The following is a 19,768-nucleotide window of genomic DNA, read 5'->3' on the forward strand; positions in this document are numbered from 1 at the left end:
ATGGCCACGTACAGCGCCGTACAGATTGGAGGGCTATCGCATGAGATAAAGGAATCACAACGAACGAAGTGAGTTGATGATGACTTATCGCAAGGAGAAAGACCGAAATCTGCCAGGCGTTGTGGCCCTGGAGCTGGAATGGGTATAAAGCGGAATGGCCGTTCAGTGCTGAACCAGCTTTGCTAAAGTATAAGTATTTCACAAGTCCTTTTCACAAAGGGAGATTAACATTTTTAATAGAGACAGATATAAAGATTGGGGGAGAAATGAATTGCGAGACAATCCCGCCGGTAAAAAAGAGAGATTTCAAGTCCTGCTCATGCAGCTCGGATTGACAGAGGATGCGGTTGTACAGCATTTTCAATCAGCACAGATTGATAAACTTCTGGTGGATCGTCAGGAGAAAAGGTGGCACTTCTATTTTACACTTGAAAAACTAGTGCCATGCCAAGTATGGAATGAGTTTTCCATAAGACTCCACCAAGCCTTTCAACATATTGCCAAAGTCCAATTTTCGATAAAACTAATGGATGACTCCCATACACAGGAGCAGCTGCTTGAGTATTGGAATGAATGCATCAAAGAAATTGATGGTATTTCACCGCCTCTTCTGGCCCTGTTAAATCAGCAGGTCCCGACTATCAAGGGCAACAAGATCATCATTCAGACATCCAATCAAACCGAGGCCGTTGCCCTGAAAAGGAAATATTCCACATTTATTTCTTCCGTGTTTCAGAATTTCGGTTTCCCCGCTTATACAATCGATGCTGAAGTCAAACAATCAGAGAGCGGAAATGATGATTATCAGAAGTTCCTGGAGGCTAAAAGACGGGAAGATGAAGAGAGAGCGAAGCAAGCGGTCATCGAGATGCAGAAACAGGCCAGTGAAAAGGACCAGGATGCTGCTCCGTCAGGACCTGTCAATATCGGCCTGACCATTAAAGATGATGCAGAATTCAGGAAGATAGAACAAATTTATGATGAAGAAAGAAGAATTGCTCTGGAAGGTTATATCTTTGCTGCCGAAACAAAGGAACTACGCAGCGGGCGGACATTATTGACGTTTAAAATCACTGATTATACAAGCTCACTGATGGTCAAGATGTTTTCTCGTGATAAAGAGGATGCAGCCATTATGAACAGAGTGAAAAAAGGGATGTGGGTACGCTGCCGGGGAAGCATTCAGAATGACACATTCGTCAGGGATTTAGTCATGATTGCCAATGACGTTAATGAAATCACTCCTGTATTGAGGAAGGATACAGCACCAGAGGACGAGAAGAGGGTCGAGCTTCATCTTCATACGCCGATGAGCCAGATGGATGCAGTTTCATCAGTCGGCGACCTGGTTGGACAAGCAAAAAAATGGGGACACCAAGCTGTCGCCATCACTGACCATGCAGTGGTCCAGTCATTCCCTGAAGCTTTCAATGCAAGTAAAAAGCATGGTATTAAAATCCTTTACGGGCTTGAAGCCAACCTTGTGGATGATGGTGTTCCGATTGCCTATAATGATGCCCATCGCAGCCTTGAGGAAGATACTTATGTTGTTTTTGACGTGGAAACCACAGGTTTGTCAGCAATGTACAACACGATTATCGAGCTTGCGGCGGTGAAGATCCATGAAGGGGAAATCATCGACAGGTTTGAGAGTTTTGCAAATCCGCATCACCCGCTATCAGCGACCACGATTGACCTTACCGGAATCACTGATGATATGGTACAGGGTGCACCTGAGGTGGAGGAAGCCCTGAAATCATTTAAGGATTGGGCGGGCGATTCGGTTCTTGTTGCACATAATGCTTCATTTGATATGGGGTTCCTGAACGTTGGTTATGGAAAAGCAGGGTTTGATAAGGCGGAAAACCCTGTAATCGATACCCTTGAGCTGGCTAGGCTCCTATATCCTGAAATGAAGAATCATCGGTTGAACACACTAGCCAAGAAGTTCGATGTAGAACTTACCCAGCACCACAGGGCCATCTATGATGCAGAAGCAACAGGATACCTTCTTTTGAAAATGCTGAAGGACGCCAATGAAAAAGGAATTCATTATCATGATCAATTTAATGATTATATGGGAAAAGGCGATGCCTATAAACGTTCCCGTCCATCTCATGTGACGTTGCTTGCCCAAAATGAAGAAGGGCTTAAAAACTTGTTCAAGCTTGTAACCGTTTCTCATCTTGAGTATTACTTCCGTGTACCCCGTATCCCGAGGTCGTTGCTGCAGAAATATCGCAGCGGTATTCTGGTTGGGTCAGGATGCGATAAGGGAGAGGTATTTGAAGGGATGATGCAAAAGGCTCCCGAGGAAGTTGAGGAGCTGGCGCGGTTTTATGACTATTTGGAAGTGCATCCTAAAGAAGTTTATCAGCATTTGATCGAGTTGGACCTTATTCAGACAGAAGAAAATCTTGAAGAAATCATCAGCAATATTGTGAAGATGGGTGAAAAGCTGGATCTTCCAGTAGTGGCAACGGGAAATGTCCATTATATCAACCCGACGGATAAGGTACACAGGGAGATTCTTGTAGGGTCTCAAGGCGGTGCAAATCCGTTGAACCGCCATAAATTGCCGGATGTTCATTTCAGGACCACGAACGAAATGCTGGACTGTTTCTCCTTCCTTGGAAGAGAAAAAGCGAAGGAAATCGTTGTGACAAACACCAATAAGGTGGCGGATTTAATCGAGGAGATCAAGCCTATAAAAGACGATCTTTATACACCTAAAATTGAAGGTGCCGATGAAGAGATGAGGCGCATGAGCTATGAAATGGCTAAAAGCATCTACGGTGAACAACTTCCTGAAATTGTCGAGGCAAGGCTTGAAAAAGAATTAAAGAGTATCATCGGCCATGGGTTTGCGGTTATTTATCTGATTTCAGCAAAGCTCGTAAAAAAATCCCTGAGCGACGGCTACCTGGTTGGATCGCGTGGATCAGTCGGTTCGTCTTTAGTGGCCACAATGACGGAAATCACAGAGGTGAATCCGCTGCCGCCGCATTATGTTTGTTCTTCTTGCAAACACTCAGAGTTCTTTGATGATGGGTCAGTCGGATCCGGCTTTGACCTTCCGAACAAGAACTGCCCTGAGTGTGGTAGTGTATACAAAAAGGACGGACACGATATTCCTTTTGAAACCTTCCTTGGATTCAAAGGTGACAAAGTTCCGGATATCGATTTGAACTTCTCAGGTGAATACCAGCCCAAGGCCCATGATTATACAAAAGTATTGTTCGGGGAAGACAACGTATACCGTGCCGGGACCATAGGTACAGTTGCGGACAAAACGGCGTTTGGATATGTTAAAGGGTATGCTTCAGACAATAATCTTCAAATCCGCGGAGCGGAAATAGACAGGCTTGCCCAGGGATGCACTGGTGTCAAGAGAACGACCGGGCAGCATCCGGGCGGGATCATCGTTGTTCCGGATTATATGGATATATTTGATTTTTCTCCGATCCAATTTCCGGCGGATGATAAGAATTCAGAGTGGAAAACGACTCACTTTGACTTCCACTCCATTCACGATAACCTGTTGAAGCTCGACATTCTCGGCCACGATGATCCAACCGTGATCCGCATGCTTCAAGATTTATCAGGCATCGATCCCAAAACGATCCCCACAGATGATCCTGAAGTTATGAAAATATTCAGCGGTACAGAGTCTCTTGGTGTTACAGAAGAACAGATTATGTGTAAGACCGGTACGCTCGGAATTCCTGAATTCGGGACGCGCTTTGTAAGGCAGATGCTTGAAGATACAAAACCGACGACATTTTCTGAACTCGTGCAAATTTCGGGCCTTTCGCACGGAACGGACGTATGGCTTGGGAATGCCCAGGAATTGATCCATAACAATATTTGTAACTTGAGCGAAGTGATCGGCTGCCGTGATGATATTATGGTGTATTTGATTTATCAGGGTCTTGAACCTTCACTCGCCTTCAAAATCATGGAGTTTGTCCGGAAAGGAAAAGGCCTGCAGCCTGAATGGGAAGAAGAAATGGCCAAGAACGGAGTGCCTGGATGGTATGTCGATTCTTGTAAGAAAATCAAATACATGTTCCCGAAGGCCCATGCTGCAGCATATGTATTGATGGCCGTAAGGATTGCCTATTTTAAAGTCCATCACGCACTTCTCTATTATTCTGCGTACTTTACTGTCCGTGCTGAAGATTTTGATATTGAAGCAATGGTAAGGGGAAGCCAGGCAATCAGGGCAAAGATAGAAGAAATCAATCATAAAGGACTTGATGCTTCTCCAAAAGAGAAAAATACGTTGACAGTTCTTGAACTGGCTTTGGAGATGTGTGAAAGAGGCTTTAAATTACAAAAGGTAGATTTATATCGTTCTTCTGCCACGGAATTTATCATTGATGGAGATTCCCTCATTCCTCCGTTTAACGCGATTCCTGGTTTGGGTACAAACGCTGCCATCAATATTGTGAATGCAAGGAAAGAGGGGGAATTCCTCTCCAAGGAAGACTTGCAGCAAAGAGGAAGGGTTTCGAAGACTATTATTGAATATCTGACGAATCACGGATGCCTTGATGCACTCCCTGATCAAAACCAATTGTCCCTTTTCTGAGGGGCAGGGTTGTCAAGGGTTATATTTGCAAAAAAATGTTGGTTATGGTATATTTTTATTGGAAATACTAATGATAACTCTGAAGGAAAGAGTGGGGCACCCCCACTCTTTCGTTTGTTGATTAGGGATTTTGCTTGACTGGATTCTATTTGTTCATCTTAAAACAGAAACGAATCTTGCTCTGCCTTTCATCCCTCAAGCCGAAAGTCTTCTTGTAGCAGGAATGATAAAATATCTTACAAGTTTTTTCAGGCTTGTACCAGACTAACGGGAGTTCATGCGATAGACAGGAGTTGCAGTCCGTTCTGTGATGATGCCTGTCTATATTACTAGGCGGTCCGATATTTTATTAGCTGGGAATGATTATTCCTGGTCCAAGATTTCTTTTATAATCCAGGAGGTATGTATGAGTAAAATTACTGAACTCGTAGATGAACTCGTGACACCGATTTTAGATGATATGTCACTTGAATTGGTAGATGTTGAATATGTTAAGGAAGGCTCCAATTGGTTCCTGCGTGTCTTTGTCGACAAGGAAACAGGCGTGGACATCGAAGAATGCGGAGTCGTAAGTGAGCGGCTCAGCGAAAAGCTGGATGAAATGGACCCGATCACCCATAATTATTTTCTTGAAGTATCTTCACCGGGTGCAGAACGCCCCCTTAAGAAGGAGAAGGATTTCGAGAAAGCGGTGGGTAAGATAGTCCATGTCAAAACATATGAACCTATTAATGGCGAAAAAGCGATTGAAGGGAAGCTTCTGTCATACGACGGAAACTCTTTATCAATAGAAATGACCATCAAGACCAGGAAGAAACAGGTAGACATTCCGATGGAAAAAGTAGCTAAGGCCCGCCTGGCTGTCACTTTTTCATAAAAACGGAAGAGCCTTGACTAGAAGGGGGATGACATAACAATGAGTTCACAATTACTTGAAGCTCTAAATGTACTTGAAAAAGAAAAAGGCATCTCTAGAGATGTGATTATTGAAGCGATTGAGGCAGCGCTCGTTTCTGCGTATAAGCGGAACTTTAATCAGGCGCAGAACGTAAGGGTTGATCTGAACTTGGACACAGGGTCGATGCGGGTTTTTGCCAGAAAAGAAATCGTCGATGAAGTCTTTGATTCACGCTTGGAAATTTCCCTGGAAGATGCAAAAGATATCAATCCGGGATATGACACCGGGGATGTGGTGGAGCTTGAAGTCACACCTAAAGACTTTGGCCGGATTGCTGCACAGACAGCCAAACAGGTTGTCACTCAGCGTGTAAGGGAAGCTGAACGCGGAATCATTTATTCAGAATTCGCGGATAGAGAAGAAGACATCATGACCGGTATTGTCCAAAGGCAGGACGGCCGCTTCATTTATGTTGCCCTTGGCAAGATTGAAGCACTCCTTCCGGTGAACGAGCAAATGCCGAATGAATCTTATAAACCGCATGACAGGATAAAAGTATTCATTACGAAAGTCGAAAAAACGACAAAAGGACCGCAGATTTTCGTTTCCAGAACACATCCTGGTCTTTTGAAAAGGTTATTTGAAATTGAAGTGCCGGAAATTTTCGATGGCACAGTCGAAATCAAATCGGTGGCACGTGAAGCAGGCGACCGCTCAAAAATCTCGGTAGCTGCTTCCAATGAAGAAATTGATCCTGTTGGCGCTTGTGTAGGAACAAGAGGCGCACGCGTACAAGCGATCGTGAATGAACTCAAAGGTGAAAAGATCGATATTGTCCAATGGACAGAAGATCCCGTCACTTTTGTGGCAAATGCTTTGAGCCCTTCCAAAGTGCTTGATGTACAGGTGGATGAAGAGGCAAAAGCAACGACCGTTGTCGTGCCGGACTATCAATTGTCGCTCGCTATCGGGAAAAGAGGCCAAAACGCACGCCTTGCAGCGAAACTGACAGGCTGGAAGATTGATATCAAAAGTGAAACCGATGCACGCGAGTTAGGCATCTACCCTAGGACAGACGAACCGCTTCTTCCGGTAAATGATGAAGATGACTTTGAAGATAACTCTTCAGAAGATCTGGAATAAGGTGATTATCGATGAGTACGAAGAAGAAAATTCCTTTAAGGAAATGCTTGGCCACCGGGGACATGAAGCCTAAAAAAGAAATGATCAGAATTGTCCGTTCCAAGGAAGGCGAAGTATCCGTCGACCAGACAGGTAAGAAATCAGGGAGAGGGGCATACCTTTCGAAAACGAAGGATGCAATCCTTACCGCTAAAAAGAAAAATGCAATAGCCAATCAATTACAGGCAAAAGTGGATGATTCAATTTATGATGAACTGCTTTCGTTAGTGGAAAAGGAGTAGTTCTCGATTATATGGATCAGCAAAATCGATGGATGTCTCTGCTAGGATTGGCCAATCGGGCACGCAAGGTGATTTCAGGCGAAGAGCTTGTCATCAAGGAAATCCGAAGCAATAAGGCAAAGGTCGTCATTCTTGCAGGTGATGCATCTGAAAATACCCGAAAAAAAATCACTGACAAATGCAGTTATTATAAAGTTCCTGTATATCAAGTAGATGACAGGGGTGTTCTCGGACGAGCAATCGGAAAAGAGGCGAGGGTGACTGTAGCAGTACTGGATGCCGGATTTGCCGCAAAGATCTCCAAGCTGCTCGATGAATCTCAATGGGGGTGAACATATGAGCAAAGTACGTGTATATGAATACGCGAAAAAACATAACGTTTCAAGCAAGGATGTTATTTCGAAACTAAAAGAAATGAATATTGAGGTATCAAATCATATGGCGACACTGGAGGACGACACCGTTAAGAAGCTGGAAAAATCATATGGCAGCAATGCCGGCAATGCTGCAGAAAAAGCGGCAAAGAATGAGACGAAGACTGCAGCACCAAAGAACCGTGAAGGCAAAAAGCCTGAACAGCAGCAAAATCAGCCTAAAAAAGGGTTTAACAATAATAAAAAAGGTAAGAACAACAATAGGCCAAACAATAGCAATAACAAGGCAAACAAGAACAGCAGAAATACTCATTCAAACAATCCGCCGCAGAAGAAAAAAGAAAAAGAACTTCCTGCAAAGATCACGTTCTCTGAGTCACTGACTGTAGCTGAACTTGGTAAGAAGCTTCATCGTGAGCCTTCTGAAATCATCAAGAAGCTTTTCATGCTGGGTGTAATGGCAACTATCAATCAAGAGCTTGAAAAGGAAGCGATTGAACTTGTAGCTGCTGAGTATGGTGTAGAAGTAGAGGAAGAAATCCTGGTGGATAAGTCTGACCTTGAAGTATACTTCACTGAAGATGAAAAAGAGGACCAAGTTGAACGTCCTTCTGTTGTTACCATTATGGGACACGTTGACCATGGTAAAACGACTTTACTTGATTCCATCAGGAACACAAAAGTGACTGAAGGAGAAGCTGGCGGGATTACACAGCATATCGGTGCTTATCAGATCGTGGATAACGATAAGAAGATTACCTTCCTTGATACACCTGGACATGCTGCCTTTACTACAATGCGCGCCCGCGGAGCGCAAGTGACAGATATTGCCATCATCGTCGTTGCAGCTGATGATGGGGTCATGCCGCAGACAGTGGAAGCAATCAACCATGCTAAAGCAGCGGAAGTACCGATTATCATTGCTGTTAACAAAATGGATAAAGAAGCTGCGAACCCTGACCGTGTCATGCAGGAACTTACTGAGTATCAGCTTGTTCCTGAAGCATGGGGAGGCGATACGATCTTCGTTCCGCTTTCTGCCTTGAAAGGTGAAGGAATCGATGACCTTCTTGAAATGATCCTGCTTGTAAGTGAAGTGGAAGAATTGAAAGCTAATCCAAACCGTCTTGCACAAGGTACTGTCATCGAGGCAGAGCTGGATAAAGGCCGCGGTTCAGTAGCGACCCTCCTTGTTCAGAACGGTACATTGAAAGTCGGTGACCCGATTGTTGTCGGAACTACTTTCGGCCGTGTCCGCGCAATGGTCAATGATCTGGGACGCAGAGTAAAGGAAGCAGGCCCTTCAACTCCTGTTGAAATCACAGGATTAAACGATGTCCCTCAAGCAGGAGACAGGTTCGTTGTTTTTGAAGATGAAAAGACTGCCCGCTCTGTTGGAGAAACACGCGCACAGGAGGCTCTGCAGGCACAGCGAGGAGAAAAATCCCGTGTCAGCCTTGATAACTTGTTCGAACAGATGAAACAAGGTGAAATGAAAGATCTGAATATCGTGATGAAAGCCGATGTCCAAGGTTCAGTCGAAGCACTGGCTGCTTCCCTTCAAAAGATTGAAGTGGAAGGTGTTAATGTTAAGATCATCCACACTGGTGTAGGTGCTTTGAATGAGTCTGACATTACACTTGCTGCGGCATCTAATGCGATTGTCATCGGTTTCAACGTCAGGCCGGATGTCAATGCAAAACGTGCTGCCGAAGCCGAAGGTGTTGAAATCCGCCTTCACCGTATCATCTATAACGTAATTGAAGAGATTGAATCTGCCATGAAAGGCATGCTTGATCCTGAGTTTGAAGAGAAAATCATCGGGCAGGCAGAGGTGCGTCAAACATTTAAAGTGTCTAAAGTTGGGACGATTGCGGGAAGCTATGTAACAGACGGGAAGATCACCCGCGACAGCGGAGTTCGTGTTATCCGCGATGGCGTAGTCATCTATGAAGGTGAACTCGATGTCTTGAAACGCTTTAAAGATGATGTGAAAGAAGTGGCTACGAACTATGAGTGTGGTATCACAATCAAGAACTTCAACGATATCAAAGAAGGAGATATCATTGAGGCGTTCGTTATGGAGGAAATCAAGAGATAATGATCGCTTATGTAGAATGTGAGTTTAACATCCATGATTCTCATTCTCTTAAGGACAAAAGAGCGGTTCTTCAGCGGGTGTTGACCCGCTTGAAGCAGAAATACAACGTGGCGGTTTCAGAAATTGACCATCAGGATGTGTGGCAGCGGACAAGGATTGCCATTGTCACCGTTTCATCTTCAAGTCAATCCGCCAAATCTGTCATTGACAGTGCTCTGAAGCTGACAGATTCCTTTCCTGAATGGGAAAGAGGAGAAACAGTACACGAACTTCTTTAGTCGCAGAAGCTTCAGATATAAACTAGGAAGTTAAGAGGTGATATTGATGAGCCATCGTTCTAACCGTGTTGGCGAGCAGATGAAAAAGGAGCTCAGCGATATTATCGGACGAAAAATCAAAGACCCGAGAGTCGGCTTTGTGACAGTCACTGATGTCGAAGTATCAGGGGATCTGCAGCAAGCCAAAGTGTTTATCACTGTTCTGGGTGATGAAGTGCAGCGAGAAGACACATTGAAGGGGCTTGCAAAAGCTAAAGGATTTATTCGTTCGGAAATCGGACAGCGGGTTCGTTTGCGAAAAACACCTGAACTCATTTTTGAATTTGATGAATCGATTGATTATGGTAACCGGATCGAGTCATTGCTTAAAAAAATTCAAGATGATCCTGAAGAAAAGCAGGACTGATTCTTCCAGCCGGAAGACAGGAGCTTTCTTCATAGATGAACAAAGGCTGACCAAGTTGATTGGGTCAGCCTTTTTCTTTGGAACATAGCATTGATTTCCGCCCCAGGTTGGAGCGGAAGGTGCTTAACCTCCTGAGGGATCAGAGGGCCAGGTGAGACCACCCTGCAGGCGATCCAGCTCCGGCCAGCGCCTAACGGATTTCATTCACCTTCCTTACAATAAGCCATCAGTCAAATCGCTGCTGCTCTTCGTGATTCCTTTATTTCCTGCAGGAGCCCTTCAATCCGTAAGGCACTGAACGGCCGCATTCATTTTGATTTCAGTATTGTTATCCAATGATCATTTGGAAGTTATACATCTGCCTCTTTTACCAAAAATGAGTTTATAAAGAAAGTATATAAGTTTAATCAGCATTAATCTTTTACACTTAGATCCATTTTTAATTCATCTTAAACAGTGCAATGATAGTAGTAAAAGTTCCAAAGTGAATTTATCATGAAAAATTTTACAGAAAGGCAGGGATAGAACATGAATGGCATTTTACCTCTATGGAAGCCAAGAGGAATGACCTCCCACGATTGTGTCTTTAAAATAAGAAAGATGCTGAGGACAAAAAAGGTAGGGCATACAGGGACACTCGACCCTGAAGTAACAGGGGTCCTTCCTTTATGCATTGGCAGAGCGACTAAAGTAGCCGAATATATTATGAACGGCGGAAAAGCATATGAGGGAGAAGTAACCATCGGAAGGTCAACCACCACTGAAGATGCTTGGGGAGAAACAGTCGAAGAGGAGCAGGTGACAGATTCGTATACCAGAGAACAAATCAATTCTATGTTGAACTCTTTCAAAGGGGAAATAACTCAAACTCCTCCTATGTTTTCAGCTGTTAAGGTGAACGGCAAGCGTTTATATGAGTATGCAAGAGAAGGAAAAACAATCGATCGTCCCAGCAGGACTGTAACAATTCATGATATTGACCTACTTGACGACCGGGAGGTTTTTGAGGGCGATATCATTAGCTTTAAGTTCCGCGTCTCCTGCAGTAAAGGCACATATATAAGAACACTTGCCGTTCAAATCGGAGAAAAGATGGGGTACCCTGCTCATATGTCGGAATTGACAAGGGTCCGGTCTGCTTCATTTGAAGAAAAAGATTGTTTCACATTCGAACAGCTGGAAGAACTTATTGAATCTGAGAAGGTAAATCATGCATTGTATCCAATTGAAACGGGTATATCTTATTTGCCGAAATGGGATTTAAGTGATACATTAGCTATGAAAGTGAAGAACGGTGCAGTGCTTAATATGCCGGAGAAGTGGCCGGGTAACCAAGTTGCTATGAATCATGATGGGAAGACGTTAGCGATCTATCAGGCACATCCAGAAAAACATGGCATCATTAAGCCTGTAAAAGTACTGTTTAATGATTAGTGAAAATAGGTGAGATAACATGAAGGTTATTACGGTTCATCATCCCCATTCATTCAACCGGGAAGATTTTCCTCCATTATCAATGGCGCTGGGTTATTTTGATGGAGTGCATAAAGGACACCAAAAAGTTATTGAAACGGCTATTTCGGCAGCTGATAAACGCAAATTGAAAAGCGCTGTGATGACATTTGACCCCCATCCTTCCGTAGTGCTGGGTCGCAAGCATAAGCACGTCCGGTATATAACACCGATTCAGGATAAGATCCAGCTGATTGAAAAACTTGGTGTGGATTACTTGTTCATTGTCCGGTTCACTTCGGATTTTGCGAGTCTGCATCCGCAAGAATATGTAGATCAGTACATCATCAACTTAAATGTGAAACATGTTTCTGCAGGCTTTGATTTTACATATGGAAAGCTTGGCAAAGGTAATATGGAGACCCTTCCATTTCATTCACGGAATGAGTTTGCCCATACCACAGTGATCAAGCTGGCTGAGCATGATGAAAAGATCAGTTCAACGGCCATAAGGAAATTCCTTGATGGAGGGGAAGCGGAGAAGGCTGGAAATTTACTGGGCCGCCATTATACAACCTCAGGGACAGTCATTCACGGTGATAAGCGCGGCAGGAAAATCGGCTTTCCTACAGCAAATATTGAACTGTCAGATGATTACATCATCCCGAAAACAGGCGTCTACGCTGTCAGGATTTTGGTCCAGAACCAATGGCATAATGGTGTGGCGAACCTGGGATATAAGCCGACTTTCAATAATCCGGATGATAAGGTCCTCTCCATAGAAGTGCATATCTTTGATTATGATTCTTCCATCTATGGCGAAGAAGTAAAAGTGGAATGGCATCAGTATATCCGATCCGAGAAGAAGTTCGATTGCATCGAGCAGCTTATAGCCCAAATTGAAAAAGATAAGCAGCATGCTATTGCATACTTTCAAAAAATATTTATTTAGACTTGATTTTTTCTGTGAAAAGTAGTATTCTAATTAACGTATGACAATGAACCTTTACTTGGCAGCACGATTCACCAACGTTTGCTGGGTCACAGGGGATTTTGAAAAGATATTAGGAGGTGAAATGGATGGCTATCACACAAACACGTAAAAACGAACTAATCAACGAATTTAAAACTCACGAGAACGATACTGGTTCTGCAGAAGTTCAAATTGCTATCCTTACAGAAGAAATTAACACTTTGAACGACCATTTGCGTACTCACAAGAAAGACCACCACTCTCGTCGCGGTCTTTTGAAAATGGTAGGTCGTCGTCGTAATCTTTTAACGTACCTACGTAATAAAGATGTTGCGCGCTACCGTGATTTGATCAACAAATTAGGTTTACGCCGATAAGTGACTCAGAAGCGGGATTTTTTCCCGCTTTTTATTTAGGTTTAAGGTATACACTATAAGGGAAATACTGCTAATCAAACAATCAAGAATGAAGCAGCAAAAAGCGCTTTGCTTTTTCATTTTTGATTGTTTACTTTCATCCATTTGAAAGTTTGCGGATTTTTCGCTAGCCAGGATTCTTCCGTAGTGGTGCCAATGACTTTATAATTCTGAAAAGGGCCGGCACAGAGAATATTCCTGCGCAGGGTAAGTCAAAATACATATAAATGTCGCTTATTACAATTAAAATTGTGTATATATCTGCTTCAAGGGTATGAGAGAAACCGAATACTCTTAATCGAGAAGTAAAGAGAGGGGTTCATTATGGAACAAGAAACGAAAGAGTTTTCCATAGATTGGGCAGGCAGGAAGTTAACAGTAGAATATGGTCAGCTGGCAAAGCAAGCAAATGGTGCGGCATTGATCCGTTACGGTGATACAGCTGTACTAAGTACAGCAACAGCATCAAAACAGCCAAAACCATTGGATTTTTTTCCATTGACTGTCAACTATGAAGAGCGTTTATATGCTGTAGGTAAAATACCAGGAGGCTTCATAAAACGTGAGGGGCGTCCGAGTGAAAGAGCTGTCCTGACAAGTCGTTTAATTGACCGTCCCATCCGTCCATTATTCGCTGATGGGTTCAGAAACGAAGTTCAGGTCATTAGCATGGTTATGAGTGTGGATCAGGATTGTTCATCTGAAATGGCTGCAATGTTTGGTTCTTCATTGGCATTGACTGTATCTGATATTCCATTCGAAGGGCCGATTGCTGGTGTTCAAGTCGGGCTGATAGAAGGAGAGTTCATCATTAACCCTAATGTTGAACAGCTGGACAAAAGTGAAATCAACTTGATTGTTGCCGGGACGAAAGATGCTATCAACATGGTTGAGGCAGGTGCCGATGAAGTACCTGAGGAAACAATGCTCGAAGCGATTATGTTCGGACACGAAGAAATCAAGAGACTGATCTCTTTCCAAGAGGAAATTGCTGCACAAGTCGGTAAAGAAAAGATGGAAATCGAACTTTATCAAATCAATCAGGATTTGGAAGCTGAAGTTCGTGGGATTTGTGAAGAAGACATGATCCAAGCGATCCAAGTCCAGGAAAAACATGCCCGCGAAGCTGCAATTAAAGTTGTTAAAGATAATGTCATTGCTAAATTCGAAGACAAGGAAGCAGATGAAATTCAGCTTAAACAAGTGAAACAGGTACTGGACAAGCTTGTGAAAGGTGAAGTCCGCCGCTTGATTACAGAGGAAAAAGTCCGCCCGGATGGCCGCGGCCTTGACGAAATCCGTCCGTTGGCTTCCCAAGTCGGACTGATGCCAAGGACTCATGGTTCAGGCTTGTTCACCCGCGGACAGACTCAGGCTTTGAGTATCTGTACTCTTGGTGCACTGGGAGATGTACAGGTTATCGATGGGTTAGGCCTGGAGGAATCCAAACGGTTCATGCATCATTATAATTTCCCGTTATTCAGTGTTGGGGAGACTGGCCCTATCCGTGGTCCTGGACGCCGCGAAATTGGCCACGGAGCTCTTGGAGAAAGAGCACTTGATCCCATCATTCCTAACGAAAAGGATTTTCCGTATACAATCCGCCTTGTATCAGAAGTATTGGAATCTAACGGTTCAACTTCCCAGGCGAGCATCTGTGCAAGTACACTCGCGATGATGGATGCGGGAGTACCAATCAAGGCTCCTGTTGCCGGTATTGCAATGGGTCTGATACAATCAGGCGAACATTACTCGATCCTGACTGATATTCAAGGCATGGAAGACCATTTAGGGGACATGGATTTTAAAGTTGCAGGAACTGCTAAAGGTGTAACAGCCTTACAAATGGATATTAAAATTGAAGGTCTTTCAAGAGAAATTCTTGAAGAAGCTCTTCAACAGGCTAAAAGCGGTCGTATGCATATCCTGGACAGCATGCTTTCGACTATTTCCGAGTCCCGCGAACAATTGTCTCAATATGCACCTAAAATTGTTACAATGTCCATTAACCCTGATAAGATCCGGGATGTTATCGGGCCAAGCGGTAAACAAATCAATAAAATCATTGAAGAAACCGGCGTGAAAATCGACATTGAACAAGATGGTACAGTATTTATTTCTTCCACAGATGAAGAGATGATCAAGAAGGCTAAAAAGATCATTGAGGATATTGTCCGCGAAGTGGAAGTTGGACAGATGTATCTTGGTAAAGTAAAGCGTATTGAGAAATTCGGAGCTTTTGTTGAAATTTTCAATGGCAAAGATGGTCTTGTTCATATTTCAGAGCTTGCAGAAGAAAGAATCGGCAAAGTTGAAGATGTAGTCAGTATCGGTGATGAGTTATTGGTAAAAGTTACAGAAATTGATAAGCAGGGCCGTGTAAACCTTTCTCGCAAGGCAGTATTGAAAGAACAGCGAGAAAAAGCAGAACAGGCTCAAAAATAAAAAAAGAAACGAAAGAAGCCAGCCGGAAACGGTTTGGCTTCTTTTTTAGGCCTCAGAACTTTTTTCATGGTGGGGCATCCAATAGTCATTGATATTGCACAACCATCCATGCCACCCAAGTTCTACCTTGTCCACATTTATCATATGCTGTTAGGGATAAGAAAGGGTGAAGAACGATGAATCATAAGGTACTGATTGGTATAACCGTGTGTGTTGTAGCTGTCATCTTTACTGTCAGCAATCCTGTGACCTCGCAGTATGTCTCGAATTTGAAGGAAAAGGCTGTTTTAGTTGCTGCCAAACCGGAAAAACTACAGTCGATTATAGAGAAAGAAGCCAAAAAATATGATGTTTCACCGATAGATGCCAAAAATGATCCTGTTTGGAAAGGAACACCTGGTTATAATGGTTTAAAGGTGAATAGTAAGAATTCTTATGAGAAAATGAAGGATAAGGGCGTGTTTGACAGCGAGCGAATCGTTTATGATCAAGTATCTCCCGAAGTGCATCTATCAGACCTGCCGCCGCTACCTATATACAGGGGCAATCCGGAAAAACCAATGGCTTCGTTTATCATTAATGTAGCTTGGGGAAATGAATATATACCGGACATGCTTGCCACTCTGAAGAAACATCAAGTATATGCCACTTTCTTTTTGGAGGGAAGATGGGTCAAAGAAAATCCGGAACTTGCTAAGATGATTGCGGATTCAGGGCATGAAATCGGAAACCACTCCTACTCCCATCCAAAAATGGAGACACTTTCAGGTGAACGAATCAGGGAAGAAATATTAAAAACCAATGATATTATCGAAGCAACAACTGGAAAGCGAGTGAAATTGTTTGGACCGCCGAGCGGGGGGTTCAATGATGAAGTCGTTAAAATTGCCGGGGAGTACAAAATGAAGACGATTTTGTGGAGCGTGGATACAATTGACTGGCAAAAACCGGCACCAAGTGTCATAGTAGAGAGGGTGTCATCAAAACTGCATAAAGGTGCTCTCATTTTAATGCATCCTACAGCATCCACATCATCAGCTTTGCCAGCACTTATTTCAGTTATCAAAGAGGAAGAATTAAGAATTGGGACAGTCTCTAGTTTGTTGAAGGAAGAAAGAATTATCGAAAAAGGAAATAATTCTCTCCTAAAAGGAAAAAGTAATGATAAGAACTAGAAGATGTTGACAACATGAACAGGAGGAATATTTTTTGATTAAAAAATATACATGCTCAAACGGATTAAGGATTGTTCTGGAAGAAATTCCAACTGTCCGTTCCGTCGCAATCGGTATATGGATCGGTACAGGGTCCCGTCATGAGAACAAGGAGAATAACGGTATCTCTCATTTTCTGGAACATATGTTTTTTAAGGGTACAGAGACAAAAAGCGCCCGTGAAATTGCTGAATCCTTCGACAGTATCGGAGGCCAGGTGAATGCATTTACTTCTAAGGAATACACTTGCTATTATGCAAAGGTCCTTGATAATCATGCTCAGTATGCATTGGATACCCTTGCTGACATGTTCTTTAACTCAGCGTTTGATGAAGAAGAATTGAAGAAGGAAAAGAATGTAGTGTATGAAGAGATTAAAATGTATGAAGACACCCCTGACGACATTGTGCATGATGTATTAAGCAAGGCAGTGTACGAAGATCATCCATTAGGGTATCCGATTCTTGGTACAGAGGAAACGCTTGATGCATTTAACGGCCAAACATTGAGAAATTATATGCATGACATGTATACGCCGGATGAGGTCGTCATCTCCGTAGCTGGAAATGTGGACGCTTCTTTCATTAAGCAAGTTGAAAAGCTGTTCGGGCAGTATGAAGGCGGCAAGGGGCATGATCAGCATGCAAGCCCATCGTTTCATCATAATAAAGTCTCGAGAAAAAAAGAGACGGAGCAGGCACATTTATGCCTGGGATACCCTGGATTACAGATTGGTCATCATGATATCTACAGTTTGATTGTTTTAAATAACGTCCTTGGTGGAAGCATGTCATCCCGTCTATTTCAGGAAGTCAGGGAACAAAGAGGATTGGCATACTCTGTATTCTCTTATCATTCTGCCTATGAAGACAGCGGAATGCTAACAATATATGGCGGAACGGGAGCTAAACAATTAAACCAGTTGTTTGATACGATCCAGTCAACCCTTGAAGTACTTAAGGAAGATGGAATTTCTTCAAAGGAATTAGCAAACAGTAAAGAGCAGTTGAAGGGAAATCTGATGCTCAGTCTTGAAAGTACCAACAGCAGAATGAGCAGAAATGGTAAAAACGAATTACTATTGAAAAAGCATCGTTCTCTCGATGAAATTGTCGAAGAAATTGATGGAGTGACCATGGACGCAGTGAATAATCTGGGCAGGGACATTTTCAATAATGATTTTTCAGCAGCATTGATCAGCCCCGATGGAAAAATGCCGGGAAATATTCGTAATGCATAAAGAAAAAGCTCCAGGTCCATTGACCTGAAGCTTTCAGCTTGTAGACAAAGTTCAATATATGGACCATGTCTACGAGCTTTATTTGTATAATGAAGGTGTAAATACTGTTTAGCTGAAATTTGGGTGGTTAGAATGAAAAGAACTGCTCTTCCATTCAGATAGAAAAGCTTTAGTACCCAAGGGGAAATCCGGCCATTGGGATTTTTTCAAAAGCAACAATCAGTACACCCCTCTTTTTAAAAGATGAGTAAATTTTTTACCATGCTATATGTAATCACTGATTCTAAAATGGAAAAGCACTTTATACATTATTTATAAGGATACAGTCAGCTGTGGTCAAAAGGGACAAAATCTATATTAATGATGAGTGGAGGATTCATATGCGACTTAGTGAACTGAGCGGCAAGGAAATAGTCGATTTTAAAAAAGCAGAAAGACTTGGGGTACTTGGACAGACGGACTTGGAGTTCAATGAGCGGACAGGACAAATTAACGCCTTGGTAATCCCGACAGGAAAATGGATGAGAAAACAAAGCAGTGAGATCCGAGTCCCGTGGCATCATATCCGGACCATCGGTTCCGATATGATCATTCTGGAAGTGGCAGAGGAGTAATGTACAGGAAAAAAGAAGAAATAGAAAAATGGTTGAGGACGAAATCGCTTATATGGATTTCGTCCTTTTCTTTTGATTGTTAGATGAAAGTTTCTTGTGAATTTTCATCCTACTGATAAAGTCGATTGAATGCATATGTTTATTAGACCTTGATAATAGAACTGATTGGAGACACAGTCAGATTATGGCCACCTTCAGGGCAATTGACGCACCCCAGGCAAGGACAAGGAGGTCAAAGCCGTCCCATCATAGTCAAACAGTGCAGCGGCGATCATATGAACGGCGATTTTATTTTCAGAAAGATAGGCTCAAGAACAAAAGTTCAACATTATTCCTTAATTTCCTAAGGCCCCTCACCTATTGCCCCCACCCTTCATACAATGTTGAAGTGATAAACCTTTGCAGGTGCAACGCGATTACGTTAAAAGAAGGTGAAAGCATTGATGTTGACTGGAATGCAGATCGCAGTCTTAGGCGGAGATGCGCGTCAACTCGAGATTATTCGAAAGCTTACAGAGCTCGATGCGAAAATTTCCTTGGTAGGATTTGAACAATTGGACCATGCTTTTACAGGTGCGCTTAAAGAAAAGATAGATGAAGTTGAATTTAATTCCGTTGATGCCATCATTCTTCCAGTTCCAGGGACCAACCTGGAAGGGGAAATCGAGACGATTTTTTCCAATGAAAGGATTGTGCTGACAGAAGAAATCCTGCTGGCAACCCCTTCGCATTGCAAAGTCTACTCCGGGATTACAAACAAATACCTAAATGAGATTACTTCATCGGCAAATAGAAATCTGATCCAGTTATTTGAACGGGATGATGTGGCAATTTATAATTCGATTCCAACGGTAGAAGGAACTATCATGATGGCAATACAGCATACCGACTTCACGATACATGGCTCAAATCTCATCGTATTGGGATTGGGGCGTGTTGGTATGAGTGTAGCGAGAACTTTCAATCATCTGGGTGCAAGGGTAAAGGTCGGCGCGAGGAAGAGTGAACACCTGGCCCGGATAACGGAAATGGGACTGGTGCCTTTTCATTTGGATGAATTGGAGAAAGAAGTCAAAGATTGTGATATGTGTATTAATACTATACCAGCACAAGTGGTAACAGCCGGTGTCATCACCAAGATGCCAGCACATACTCTTATCATTGATCTCGCCTCAAAGCCTGGAGGCACGGACTTCCGATATGCCGAAAAGCGTGGGGTGAAGGCACTTCTCGCCCCAGGACTCCCTGGAATAGTAGCCCCAAAATCGGCGGGGCAGATTCTGGCCAATGTGTTGTCCCAACTCTTGCTTCAAGATTTATCAACAGGAAAGGAGTAATA

16 protein-coding genes are annotated in these 19,768 nt (G+C 43.1%); all 16 read left to right on the forward strand.

Translation table 11 applies throughout. From position 1 onward, the window contains the following. Positions 1–271: 271 nt before the first annotated feature. The 16 genes from AC4E8A_RS08385 to dpaA all read left to right on the forward strand — a co-directional run bounded on the left by AC4E8A_RS08385 (position 272) and on the right by dpaA (position 19,766). Complete coding sequence (locus AC4E8A_RS08385; RefSeq protein WP_490197948.1) at positions 272–4,594, forward strand: PolC-type DNA polymerase III; 4,323 nt, start codon at positions 272–274, stop codon at positions 4,592–4,594. A gap of 406 nt (positions 4,595–5,000) precedes the next feature. After that, on the forward strand, positions 5,001–5,471 hold the full coding sequence (rimP, locus tag AC4E8A_RS08390; protein ID WP_490197950.1) for a ribosome maturation factor RimP: 471 nt from the start codon (positions 5,001–5,003) through the stop codon (positions 5,469–5,471). Between the two features lie 39 nt (positions 5,472–5,510). Next, positions 5,511–6,635, forward strand: coding sequence for a transcription termination factor NusA (gene nusA, locus AC4E8A_RS08395; protein ID WP_490197951.1), 1,125 nt, complete (start codon positions 5,511–5,513; stop codon positions 6,633–6,635). Positions 6,636–6,646: 11 nt separating this feature from the next. Further along, positions 6,647–6,916 (forward strand): RNase P modulator RnpM, encoded by a 270-nt coding sequence (gene rnpM, locus AC4E8A_RS08400; protein WP_490197952.1) that lies wholly within the window; start codon positions 6,647–6,649, stop codon positions 6,914–6,916. Positions 6,917–6,927: 11 nt separating this feature from the next. Beyond that, positions 6,928–7,248 (forward strand): YlxQ family RNA-binding protein, encoded by a 321-nt coding sequence (locus AC4E8A_RS08405; protein WP_490197953.1) that lies wholly within the window; start codon positions 6,928–6,930, stop codon positions 7,246–7,248. A 4-nt stretch (positions 7,249–7,252) separates the two neighbouring features. Beyond that, a complete protein-coding gene (gene infB, locus AC4E8A_RS08410; protein WP_490197954.1) occupies positions 7,253–9,391 on the forward strand; it encodes a translation initiation factor IF-2 in 2,139 nt (712 codons plus the stop codon). After that, positions 9,391–9,669, forward strand: coding sequence for a DUF503 domain-containing protein (locus tag AC4E8A_RS08415; RefSeq protein WP_490197955.1), 279 nt, complete (start codon positions 9,391–9,393; stop codon positions 9,667–9,669). The genes infB and AC4E8A_RS08415 overlap by 1 nt, the downstream gene beginning before the upstream one ends. A gap of 46 nt (positions 9,670–9,715) precedes the next feature. Next, on the forward strand, positions 9,716–10,075 hold the full coding sequence (gene rbfA, locus AC4E8A_RS08420; RefSeq protein WP_490197956.1) for a 30S ribosome-binding factor RbfA: 360 nt from the start codon (positions 9,716–9,718) through the stop codon (positions 10,073–10,075). A 528-nt stretch (positions 10,076–10,603) separates the two neighbouring features. Then, entirely contained in the window at positions 10,604–11,509 is a 906-nt protein-coding gene (truB, locus tag AC4E8A_RS08425; RefSeq protein ID WP_490197958.1) for a tRNA pseudouridine(55) synthase TruB, read from the forward strand. 19 nt (positions 11,510–11,528) lie between these two features. Then, the gene (gene ribF / locus AC4E8A_RS08430) at positions 11,529–12,479 is read left to right on the forward strand and encodes a bifunctional riboflavin kinase/FAD synthetase (RefSeq protein WP_490197960.1); all 951 of its coding nucleotides are present in this window, start codon (positions 11,529–11,531) and stop codon (positions 12,477–12,479) included. Positions 12,480–12,607: 128 nt separating this feature from the next. Then, a complete protein-coding gene (gene rpsO, locus AC4E8A_RS08435; protein WP_006837488.1) occupies positions 12,608–12,877 on the forward strand; it encodes a 30S ribosomal protein S15 in 270 nt (89 codons plus the stop codon). A 363-nt stretch (positions 12,878–13,240) separates the two neighbouring features. After that, on the forward strand, positions 13,241–15,361 hold the full coding sequence (gene pnp / locus AC4E8A_RS08440; RefSeq protein WP_490197961.1) for a polyribonucleotide nucleotidyltransferase: 2,121 nt from the start codon (positions 13,241–13,243) through the stop codon (positions 15,359–15,361). A 176-nt stretch (positions 15,362–15,537) separates the two neighbouring features. After that, on the forward strand, positions 15,538–16,536 hold the full coding sequence (locus tag AC4E8A_RS08445) for a polysaccharide deacetylase family protein (protein WP_490197962.1): 999 nt from the start codon (positions 15,538–15,540) through the stop codon (positions 16,534–16,536). A 34-nt stretch (positions 16,537–16,570) separates the two neighbouring features. Continuing rightward, the gene (locus AC4E8A_RS08450) at positions 16,571–17,815 is read left to right on the forward strand and encodes a M16 family metallopeptidase (RefSeq protein WP_490197964.1); all 1,245 of its coding nucleotides are present in this window, start codon (positions 16,571–16,573) and stop codon (positions 17,813–17,815) included. Between the two features lie 380 nt (positions 17,816–18,195). Further along, on the forward strand, positions 18,196–18,429 hold the full coding sequence (locus AC4E8A_RS08455) for a YlmC/YmxH family sporulation protein (RefSeq protein ID WP_490197965.1): 234 nt from the start codon (positions 18,196–18,198) through the stop codon (positions 18,427–18,429). Positions 18,430–18,872: 443 nt separating this feature from the next. Beyond that, on the forward strand, positions 18,873–19,766 hold the full coding sequence (gene dpaA, locus AC4E8A_RS08460) for a dipicolinic acid synthetase subunit A (RefSeq protein WP_490198806.1): 894 nt from the start codon (positions 18,873–18,875) through the stop codon (positions 19,764–19,766). Positions 19,767–19,768 lie beyond the last annotated feature (2 nt).

The organism is Bacillus sp. SRL337 (assembly GCF_984799155.1).